The sequence below is a fragment of the Pedobacter nyackensis genome (genome assembly GCF_032678475.1).
Lineage (GTDB): Bacteria > Bacteroidota > Bacteroidia > Sphingobacteriales > Sphingobacteriaceae > Pedobacter > Pedobacter nyackensis_A.
The window spans coordinates 254,511-265,963 of sequence record NZ_JAVTSF010000008.1 but is presented as its reverse complement, the minus strand read 5'-3'; the positions used below and the strand labels follow the sequence as shown (position 1 = coordinate 265,963).

5 protein-coding genes are annotated in these 11,453 nt (G+C 39.6%); 1 reads left to right on the top strand and 4 read right to left on the bottom strand.

Features of this window, described 5'->3' with window-relative positions:
- The first annotated feature begins 82 nt into the window (after positions 1–82).
- Entirely contained in the window at positions 83–1,843 is a 1,761-nt protein-coding gene (locus tag R2Q84_RS22685; RefSeq protein ID WP_316818890.1) for a S8 family peptidase, read from the top strand.
- A 59-nt stretch (positions 1,844–1,902) separates the two neighbouring features.
- Here R2Q84_RS22685 and R2Q84_RS22680 read toward each other — a convergent pair whose 3' ends face one another.
- The 4 genes from R2Q84_RS22680 to R2Q84_RS22665 form a co-directional block, all read right to left on the bottom strand.
- The gene (locus R2Q84_RS22680) at positions 1,903–4,509 is read right to left on the bottom strand and encodes a c-type cytochrome (RefSeq protein WP_316818889.1); all 2,607 of its coding nucleotides are present in this window, start codon (positions 4,507–4,509) and stop codon (positions 1,903–1,905) included.
- A gap of 58 nt (positions 4,510–4,567) precedes the next feature.
- The gene (locus R2Q84_RS22675; protein WP_316818888.1) at positions 4,568–5,392 is read right to left on the bottom strand and encodes a DUF1080 domain-containing protein; all 825 of its coding nucleotides are present in this window, start codon (positions 5,390–5,392) and stop codon (positions 4,568–4,570) included.
- Positions 5,393–5,547: 155 nt separating this feature from the next.
- Positions 5,548–10,095: an efflux RND transporter permease subunit gene (locus R2Q84_RS22670; protein ID WP_316818887.1), complete on the bottom strand. Its 4,548-nt coding sequence runs from the start codon at positions 10,093–10,095 to the stop codon at positions 5,548–5,550.
- Between the two features lie 69 nt (positions 10,096–10,164).
- On the bottom strand, positions 10,165–11,298 hold the full coding sequence (locus tag R2Q84_RS22665) for an efflux RND transporter periplasmic adaptor subunit (RefSeq protein WP_316818886.1): 1,134 nt from the start codon (positions 11,296–11,298) through the stop codon (positions 10,165–10,167).
- Between the last annotated feature and the right edge of the window lie 155 nt (positions 11,299–11,453).

Genomic DNA, 11,453 nt, shown 5'->3' with positions numbered 1-11,453 from the left:
GTTAAAAAATGCTAAATGTATCCCCTGCAATTAATAAAACCGTATAATTGTATTTTACGTTAATTGACTAAAGTAACTATCGATGAAACTGAAGTATCTACTATATATAACAGCTTGTCTTTCCTTTAATACAGCAGCTTTTTCTCAGGATAAGAATGTTAAACTACCTGCAAACTGGTACAATTTGGACCTCTTACAGGATGGTTATTTTGGTATCAGTACTGAAAAAGCCTACAAAGAAATTTTAAATAGTAAGACACCAAAAGAGAAGATAATTGTGGCCGTAATCGATGGTGGTGTGGAAACCATTCATGAAGATTTGAAGGACGTGATGTGGACTAATAAAAAGGAAATTCCTAATAATGGTATTGATGACGATGGAAATGGTTATATAGATGATATCCATGGCTGGAATTTTATAGGTTCAAAGAAGGGGAACCTTGCTTATGATAATCTGGAACTGGTTAGGATCTTTAGAAAATTACAGCCCAAATACCGTTCTACAATTAAATCAACTGTATTAGATAGTACTGAAAAGGAAGAATTTGCACTTTATACTAAAGTGACCGCTGAATTTGGAAAAAAGTACGATGAGGCTCATCAAACCTTCGCTGTGATATCGATTATTAATAAGATGCTTGATTCTGTTGCCAAAGTTAATCATAAGGCCATTCCTTCATTAGAAGACATGGAAAATTATAAGGCTGATAGTGAAGAGGAGGAGCAATGCAAGAAGATTATTAGAAGAGGGGCAAAGGAAAGTGGCTCAATGGACAAATTTCATAAAGAAATGAAGGATGCCTATAAGCAGTATGACGTTATGCTACGTTATAACCTGAATCCGAAATACGATCAAAGGGCTGAGCTTGTTGGGGACGATTATACTAATTCAAAAGAGCGTCTTTACGGAAATAGCGATGTTGCGGGGCCAAATGCTGATCACGGGTCACATGTTTCTGGTATAATTGGTGCAAACAGGAAGAATAATATTGGTATAAATGGTATAGCCGACAATGTTGAGATTATGGGAATCCGGGTTGTTCCAGAGGGGGATGAACGTGATAAAGATGTTGCAAATGGGATTAGATATGCGGTAGATAATGGCGCACGTGTTATCAATATGAGCTTCGGTAAAGGTTTTAAGTGGGATAAGGATATAGTGGACGAAGCAGTTAGGTACGCTGAAGAGAAGGGCGTTTTATTGGTGCATGCTGCAGGTAATGATAACGAAAATAACGACGTTGAGGAGAATTATCCTAATAAATATTATGATACACCAGAGGCTTTAGCTTACAAGAAGGCGCATAAGAAGCCTTTGGAGAAGATATTAATGCCATTACTTAATCAAGGTCAGATGCAGGGAAGTGGGATGGGTAGAAATATGCCTGCAACGCCTTTTAAAATTCCATTAGACACTGTTAAGTTTAGTTTGCCTCATGCAACAAACTGGATTGAAGTTGGGGCGAGTGCTTATAAAAACGATGCAAGTTTGAAGGCATCATTTTCAAATTATGGGAAATACACGGTTGATGTATTTGCACCTGGTTTTATGATTAATTCTACAGTTCCGGCTTCAAAATATGAGGAGTTTGATGGAACAAGTATGGCAGCTCCCGTAGTTTCTGGTCTTGCTGCATTAATTTTAAGTTATTACCCGGAACTTAAAGCAAGTCAGGTACGTGAGATTATTATGAAGTCTGTTGTTAAAGTTGAACAGAAAGTGAAAAGAGTAAATGCCAGAGGAGAAAGCGAAAGAGTATCTTTTAGAGAATTATGTGTTAGCGGTGGAATTGTTAACGCTTATCAGGCGTTAAAGCTCGCCGAGACTTATATTTCAAAGTAATTTAGTGGTTAGAAAGGTAAAATACCGCAGAAAGGATTAGCCTTTCTGCGGTATTTTTTTTATTTCTTTTGTTGTGATAGAAATGTAACAAGGGATGCAAGTTCTTCATAAGACAATGAATTTGCAAGACCAGCAGGCATCATAGAGTTATCCATTTCTTTGCGGGATAGGATATCAGAAGCCTTGATGTTAAATACCTCACCAACGATGTTTCGCATAACAACCTTAGTAGCAGTTTCCTGTGTAATGAATCCCATATAGGTTTTATTGCCTTTTGCAGATATCATTACTGTTGCAAATCCTTGAGAAATAGAAGCATCTGGTTTAAGTATAGATTCAGCAATCTGCTCGCGATTCATAATTGAGCCGACCTGACCCATGAAAGGTCCTTTCATTTGCTCTCCTTTGTTTATGCTATGACAAGCAAAACAGCCCTGACTAGTAAATAGCGCTTTACCTTTAACTGGATCGCCTGGTAATTTGGCTATGGCTAGAAGTACATCTTCAATGGATGATTCTCCAACCTGTCCTGGTTTGTTTTTGATTTTTTCAAGATCTACAGCTGGCTCTTCAGCTGCTATTACTTTTTCTTCTACTGTAAATGAAGGTATACCCATACGGTGACGCTCATTTAAGTCTACAAAGAACTGTTTCCCATTAGCACCAGCTTTTTCTGATTCGCTAACTAAAAACTTTTCTATACCAGCTGAAGCTTCCCAAAGTACATTCTTATAATATGGACCATGAGAATCCGGTCTTGTACCCCACCACCATGATGCATCATATACATCTTCTTTTTTATAAAGGCGAGCGAGTGTTATCAGGATTTGTTTTTTTACTTTTTCATCTTTAGAAAGGTCATAAGCTTTTATAAGTCCATCAACTGCTTTTTGGGTGTGCATATAGCGTAATGCCCATAATGCCAGGTCTGACTGATCTGTTCCAATTGCCTTTACTGTGGCATCAACTGCATTAAGATTTACCAATGCTTGTACTGCAAGGTGAGGGAGAATAATGTTTGAATTTGGGGTAGCATGTGGACCTTCTACGTCTTTTGCTGGTTCTTTAAATGAGTCTGGAACTTTAGTCTCTAACAAAGCAGTAGCAGTCTCTACATGTCCTAAACGACCCAATCCAATAGTTGCTATAGCCTGTACCCGTTTAGATGGATCTTTAAGCGCTAGCAAGAATGGTTCAGTGGGAACATTTTTGAGGTTAGCTTTACGATCAGCTAATGCGCGCAAGGCTGGTTCTCTTACAGCATCTTCCTGACTTAGTTTTACCAGGTTAGGAATTGCATTTTCTCCCGCTATCTGGGCGTAAGTATAAATACCGGCTATGCGAGATTCTAAACTTAATTTTTTATCTGAGGCAACCTTTAATGCAGCTGATGCAGCTTGTTTAGCAGAACGGGTGATCAATTCCTGTGATGCTGTGAGGCGTGCAACAGTACTCGGAGATTTAAGTAGTTCAGCTAGCGCTTTAATTGATGCTTTTTTTACATCGGGAAATGCTTTGTAGCTCCAGTTTTTAGGTACTGCACGTACTACGTATCCTTTACCCGGACTACCTGAATAACCTGCACCATCCCATGCAGATAGGTAAAGACGACCTGAGCCATCCACATCCAAATCTGTAATCTGTGATAGTTTTATAAACTCTTCATCCTTTTGCGTAAAAGTAGGACCATCTGGAGTAACTCTATGTATATATAACATACTTTGGCCCCAGTCGGCCATCATAGGTACTTTCGTGTATTTTTCCGGCCAGTTTGGTTCATCCATAAACAATGCACCAGTTCCTGAACCACCACCAAGATCTGCCAATGCCGGGATGATCTCATCTGTAAAATGTTGAAACAACAGTGGGTAGCCATATTCTCCAGATTGGATATGGTGTGAAAACCTTACGTTCCATCCTCCACCATCATTGGTATTCTCTCTTGTGAAAATATTCATGAACGGATCAACTGCAAGATCATATACGTTGCGGGTTCCATGCGTATACACTTCCATTTCAGTACCATTTGGACGTACACGAACAATTCCACCTCCAAGCATTGTTAGTTTTTTACCACTGCGGTCAACAGCATCGTGAAAACCAAAATCGCCTACCGCGATATAGATCCAGCCATCAATACCCATTGTGATACCATTAGTAGCATGGTCAGTTCCTCTCTCCCTAATGTATTTTGCATTACTTATATTTTGAATGAGTGGCTTTGAAGGTCCGTCTGCAACGCCATCATTATCTTTGTCTTCAAAAACAACGAGATCCATACCTGTTGCCAGTCCGGTTTCTTTAGAAAAGGTAGTGTGCAATACAAAGACCTGATTTCCCTGAGCTATGATACCTCTGGGATTGTCGACCATAGCAAATTCTATATGCTGATCCATTGTGCCATTGTTGTCCTTGTCGATAAGTTTAAGTATACGTCCTTTGTTTGGGTCTTTACCTAAAGATCCTATCATATCTACGCCTACAAATACTTCTCCGGTTGGGGCAACTGCCAGACAGGCTGGGCTTGGTGTAACATCTGGGCCTGAAAATTTGGTGATTTCGAGTTCATCCGGACCAACAATTTTAGGATTGGGTTTGTCCAGAAATAAATTAATTCCCCCAAAAAATATAAGGGAAAAGATAATACTTAATGAAAATTTGATCATTTGTGTGTTGTTTTATTGTTTAGTGGAGATAAATGTCTAAATAAATTCGCTTAGTTTATTATTTTTTAGTGCGTTTATCTAAATTAATAATTTGAACTTTTCTAAAATCAACTGGTTGACCCTCACTTTGAAGGGCAATAAATCCTTCTTTTAAAAGTTTGCCATCCAATTTAACTGCGGGGTCAAAATTATTGACTACGCCTCCGCCAATCTGAGGTTTGGAGTATTGAAGTACGGTATCACCATTAATGAGGTGCGTAATCAGGGAATCTCCTAATACGATCAGTTCTGCGCGTACCCATTCGTCCTTTTTAAATGTTTTGGATTTGGAATCTATGCAGTGCCTGCTGTCAATTTTTCCTTCATAGATTACATCAGTCCCTGGAGAACACATATTCCCTGTTGGCCGTGGTTGTCCATCATCTAAACCAGCCAGCAATTGAAATTCTACGGATATAGGCCAGTCCTGGTCTTTAAGCATGGTTTTTGGATCCTGTGAGTGAAACATGATTCCGCTATTACTAATGGTATAAGAAGGTGCATCTGTCTTCCAATCGCCTGTAATCCTATATTCCACCAGTAGTCGATAATGTGAAAAAGGTTTTTTGTAATATAAGTGACCATATTGATTGTTGTAGGCACCATATTGATCATATCTAACTTTAATCATACCATCTTCTACTCTAAAGGTATTTGCAAAGTTATCACCAAATTCATGGTGGTTGATCTTTACATTCCAGTCTTTAATATCCTTGCCATTGAATAAGTCGGTCCATTCGGGATCATTTTTGGATTTCAATGTTGAACAGCCAGCAAAAATGAGTACGGCTGATATGGTGAACAGGCTTTTAAAAAATAGGTTGACTGGTGCTGTTGGTCGCATGTTGAATGGTTTGAAAAGGTTGGTTAGGTTCAAATTTAAAATCGGTATTTTCAACGAATATAATGAATTTCTTCCCGCTGATTTAATTTAAAATAGCAAAAAAGAGGGTATCCATTTGCTATGGATACCCTCTTTTTTGAGAAATATTAAATTGTTTATTTCCAGCCTCCACCCAGGGCTTTGTATAAAGAGATTTTGTTTAGTGCCTGCTGTTTCTTAGCCTGAACTTCATTGAGCTCTGCATCCAGTACATTTCGTTGTGTGGTGATGATGTCGAGATAAGTTACCCTGCCTGCAAGAAAAAGGTCGTTGGCTGCTTTAACTGCGGAATTAAGCGCTTTAACTTCGTCTGAGATGAAAGTTCTCTTTTTCTCGATAAAACCATGTGCTTTTAGGGCATCTTGAACCTCATTATAAGCTTTAAGTACAATTTTTTCATAGCTCTGAAATGCTATGCCGTATGTTGCTTTATAAGTTTCGTATTCTGCTCGGAGGCGGTACTGACTAAATAGTGGCGTCGTCAGGCCACCTATTAGCCCATAGGCCAGTGCAGTTTGAGGTTGAAACAATTTACCAAGGTCAAATGATTGTAGTCCAATCTGCGGAGCGAGAACGATTGCCGGCAGAAATGCTGCATTGGCAGCTTTCAAATCTTTTTGAGACGCGACGAGTGTGAGGCCAGCTTCTCTGATATCTGGTCTTAAAGCAATCATTTGCAAGGGAACACCACTATCCAGTGTCTTCATACTGATAAATTCTTCAAAGTTGTTTGATGTTAATTTGAAGTCTGTATTAAATTTACCAGTCAAAAAGTTTAGATGATTCTGCATCAGACTGATTTGTTGCATTACCTCCTGAACTCTGGCTTTTGAATTCGATACCATAGCTTTGAATTGTTGTACACCTAATTCTGTTGCTACACCCGCTTCTTTTTGAACTTCAATTAATTTTAATCCCCGTTGCTGAAGTTCGATATTTCTGTTTAAAATGTTCAGTTCTTCGTTCCAGGTCAGTAATTCGAAGTAGGTTATTGCAACGTTACTGATCAACTCTGTCTGAACAAGTTTTCGTCCTTCGTAGGAAGCCATAAACCTGTTTAAGGCCGCTTGTTTTTTGTTTTTCAGTTTTCCCCATAAATCTATTTCCCAGGATGTTCTTAGTCCGACAAAATAGTCAGGAAGGGGATTAGGTACGCGTTCATCTTCTTTTAAGTTTCCCGAAAAATTGGTGTCATAATTACCTATTCCATCTGCGGTATAGAAACCATATCTATGTAAGCCAGCTTCAATAGCAAGATCTATGTTAGGTAAGGTCATTCCTTTTCGTATACGTAGGTTTGCCTTTGCGATTTCAATGTGATGTAGCGCCTGTTTCATATCTGCGTTGTGTAACAAGGCACTATCTATCAGATTTATCAGGGTTTCATCTTTGAAGAATTCCTTCCAAGGTGTGTTGGCTATTGTAATGGTATCTGTACTCAGTGCATAAGTAGCAGGGGCTGAAAGATGCTTGTGCTCAGGTATGTCCTTTTTTATTGTACAACTGCTGAAGATAGCAGCAGCTGCAATGATCGTTATTATTTTAGCATTGGGTATCACTTTCTTTTTCATGAAGGAAGAAAATAATACGTAAAGACCCGGGATAACAATGAGTCCCACAACTGTTCCAATAACCATACCGCCCACGGCTGCAGTACCGATGGAGCGGTTACCGAGTGCTCCCGCACCGGTCGCTATCATCAATGGAATCAAACCAGCGGCAAAGGCAAAAGAAGTCATTAATATTGGGCGTAAACGGGCTACTGAACCTTCTATTGCAGCCTGCAAAAAGTTCATACCTTCGTTTTGTTTAATCAAGGCATATTCAACAATAAGAATGGCATTTTTCCCAAGTAAACCGATCAGCATTACGAGGGCAACCTGTGCATATATGTTGTTCTCGAGTCCAAATGCCCATAAGAATAAGAAAGCTCCGAAAATTCCTGCAGGTAAAGATAGGAGTACAGGAAGGGGTAATAGGAAACTTTCATACTGTGCGGCTAAAATAAGGTATACAAATAGCAGACATAAGGCAAATATGTAGACGGCCTGATTTCCTGAAAGAATCTGTTCCCGGGTCATACCTGACCATTCTATTTCATATCCAGCAGGAAGATTTTTAGCTACTTTTTCTACTGCCGCAATAGCTTGCCCGCTACTAAAACCGGCTGTAGCATCTCCATTAAGCATGGCTGAAGAGAACATGTTGTATCTTGTAATTTGTTCAGGACCGTAAACACGTTCCATGGTTATAAAGGATGAAAATGGCAACATTTCTTCTTTATCGTTTTTGATAAAAAGATTTAAGACGTCTTCTGGTTTTTCGCGGTACGAAGGGTCAGCCTGTACCATTACCTTGTACATTTGACCGTAACGGATAAAATTGGTCGCATAAAAACTACCCATTAACGTTTGTAAGGTATTCATTGCATTTTCGACACTGATCCCTTTTTTTGCGGCAAGATCGTAATCGACTTTGAGCAGGTATTGTGGAAAACTCACATCGAAGGTTGTAAATACATTTCCTATTTCAGGAGTAGCTTTTAGGTCTTCTATAAATTTGTTTAGTACTTCTGAAGTTTTATTTAGGTCATCGCTACCTGTTTTATCGAGCACGCGCAATTCGAATCCTGAAGAGTTCCCAAATCCGGGAACTGTTGGCGGTGGAAAAAACTCTATTTCGGCATCCATGATGTGTGCCGTTGCTTTTTTAAGGGAATTGATCACTTCTGTTACAGATTCTTCTCTATTGTCCCAAGCAACAAGGTTAATCATCCCCATTCCGTAAGATGCTCCTGAAACTTCATTAACAAGACTATAACCGGCAAGGGTTGATACCGTTTCTACGGCACTCATTTTTCGGCTTATTTCGTCAATTTCATTTAGTACAATTTCTGTTCTGTCGACAGTAGCACCAGGAGGGGTTGTTACGTTCACATAGATCATACCCTGATCTTCAGTTGGAATAAAGCCAGAAGGAAGAATAGCACTCATTCCCCAGGTTGTTATGAAGAACGCAATTAGTAGTCCGAATGTTAAGGTCCGTCGACCGGCAATAAGTCCTAACAGTCGTTTATAGCCATTGGCCATATTGTTGTATCCTTTATTAAAGCGTGCAAAAAAGCGTGCTAAAGGACCTTTTGAAGCAGGTTTTTCGTGTGGAGAACGAAGAATGATGGCACAAAGGGCAGGAGTAAGCGTTAAGGCGTTTATTCCGGATATGATAATTGCAGAAGCAAGTGTCAGCGAAAACTGTCTATAGAAAATACCAACGGGTCCGGAAAGAAAAGCTACCGGAATAAAAACTGCCGACATCACCATTGTAATGGCCACTACAGGTTTCCCTACCTCTTTCATTGCAGCAAGTGTGGCTTCCATAGGTTGAAGATGTTCTTCTTCCATTTTGGCATATACCGCTTCTACTACTACAATGGCGTTGTCGACCACAATACCTATGGCCAGTACAAGCGCAAAAAGTGTGAGTAGATTAATAGAGAAGCCCAGCATTTGCATGAAAAACAATGCGCCAATTAAACATACAGGTACAGCAAGTGCCGGAATCAAGGTTGAACGAAAATCCTGTAAGAAAATGAATACGACAATGAATACCAATACAAAGGCTTCGAGCAAAGTAATCAATACACTGGATATTGAGGCATCAAGGAAACGGGACACATCGTAACCCATGGTATATTTCATGCCTGGAGGAAAAGAACTTTTCTGAAGAGCTGCCATACGTTCTTTTACATTTTCAATTACTTCCTGGGCATTAGAGCCTGGTAATTGTTTCATCATAATAGAAGCGGAGGGTCTGCCATCAGTTTTAGAGACCATTTCATAATCTAATGAACCGAATTCTACATCTGCAATATCTTTTATTCTTATGATTGAACCATCCGCATTGGCCCTTATTGGGATATTCTTATATTCTTCGGCATCAGAGAATTTACCAGGATAACGCAAAACATATTGCTGCATATTGATGGATTTGTCGGAACCAATTCCCGTTTGTCCCGGGGCTGCTTCAACATTTTGTTTTCTTAAAGCTGAAATCACATCTTCACTGGAAATTTTATAGGCTGCCAGGCGGTCGGGTTTTAGCCAAACACGCATGGCATAATCTCTCAGGCCCATAATCTGAGCAAAGCCAACACCTTCAATACGTTTCAGCTCTTTTAGAATATTGATGTCAGTAAAGTTGTAAATAAAACGTTCGTCAGCAGATTTGTCATCGCTGTAAATGTTCAGGTACATCAACATACTGTTTACCTCTTTTTCAGTAGTCACACCGGCTTTGATTACTTCTTCTGGTAATTCATCAAGTACGGTTGTTACCCTGTTTTGAACGTTTACTGCTGCAATATCAGGATCAGTACCTACTTTGAAGAACACCTGTATCAGTGTGGTCCCGTTATTTGTAGATACTGAGTTCATGTATGTCATGCCAGCTACTCCGTTAATGGCTCTTTCCAGAGGGATGGCCACGGCATTGGTACTTACTTCAGCATTTGCGCCAGTATAGTTGGCAGTAACTACAACTGAAGGGGGAACGATATCTGGAAACTGGGTTACAGGCAGGGTAAATAAAGCAAGTAGCCCAAGTAGTGTTATAAATAAGGAGATGACCAGTGAGAGCACTGGTCTTTTTATAAATTGCTCAAACATAATAATGCATAGTCATACCGGTACACTTTATGGTGTACCAGTCAAATGATTTAATAAATTCGTTGGATGTTAATTTTTGGCTACTGTATTCAAAGCACCTATGCTAATGTCTGTAGGTTGGACCTGTAGGCCATCTTTTAAGCTTTGGGTACCCTCAAAAACTATTTTATCTGATTTATTCAGCCCGGAATTTACAATGTAGTAATGACCTACGCGTTCGCCAGCTTTAAATGGAGTCATTTTTAGCTTGTTGTCTGCAGTTAGCAGATATACATAGGTTCTGTCCTGTATTTCGAAAACGGATTTTTGATGTACGACAAGGATCTTCCCTGTTTTTGCAGGTACGCTGATTTTTCCGGATGCACCGTGTTTAAGCAATCCATTAGGATTTGGAAAGGTAGCCTTTAATGACAAAGAGCCCGTCTGACTGGCAAACTCACTTTCAGCAAAGCGGGCGTTGCCTTCAAATGGATATACCTCACCGTTTGCCAGTGTAAGTTTCACTTGCTTTTTAAACTGATTTCTGGTGTAACTTGAGTCGTTCGCAATTGCCAGGTACTCTCTCTCTGTGATGGCAAAATAAACGTTAACAGCACTCAGGTCTGATACTGATGTCAGCAAAGAACCTTCCTCCAACAAACTGCCGGCTTTTAAAGGTAATCTATCAACCCGACCACTGAAAGGTGATTTAATAAGTGTATGGGCCAGTCTGGATTTTGCATATTGCGCAACCGATCTGGCCTCGGCAACACGTGATTCAGCTGCCTTAAGTTTAGCTGCTCCAAGGTCTAGTTCTGTTTTAGAAACAATATTATTTTTTACCAGGATTTTTGTTCTCTGCTGTTCAAGTTCTACAGTTTTGGCATCGGCAATCGCATTATTTAATGCTGCTTCAGCTTTGCTTAAATCAGCTTTATATTCTTCATCATTTATTTTGAATAAAATCTGACCCTGTTTAACTTCAGCGCCTTCTTCAATGTATATTTTTTCCAAAAATCCAGAAAGTCTTGATCTGACTTCAACATTTTTTACAGCCTGTATATCGGCAATGTACTCTTTGTGGATAACGGTGTCTAAAGTGCTTACTTCAGCAACAGGTACGGATCTGGTTTCTTCAGAGGTAGTTTCTTTGCCCGGTGATGAACAGCCAGCAATTGTAAAGGCAGCAAAAAAAGGTAAATACGCTAGATAACTAAGTTTCATGGTCATAATTAATTTTTGAGGATACGTTGTGCATCCTTTGTATGGTGAAAAAAAATATAAAATGGAATTACCCGGGCATGCCCGGGTTCAAATATTGATTTCAGAAAAAGACGCGGTTACAGCGCAAGATGGCCCTGCCCGCAATTTTAAATCCT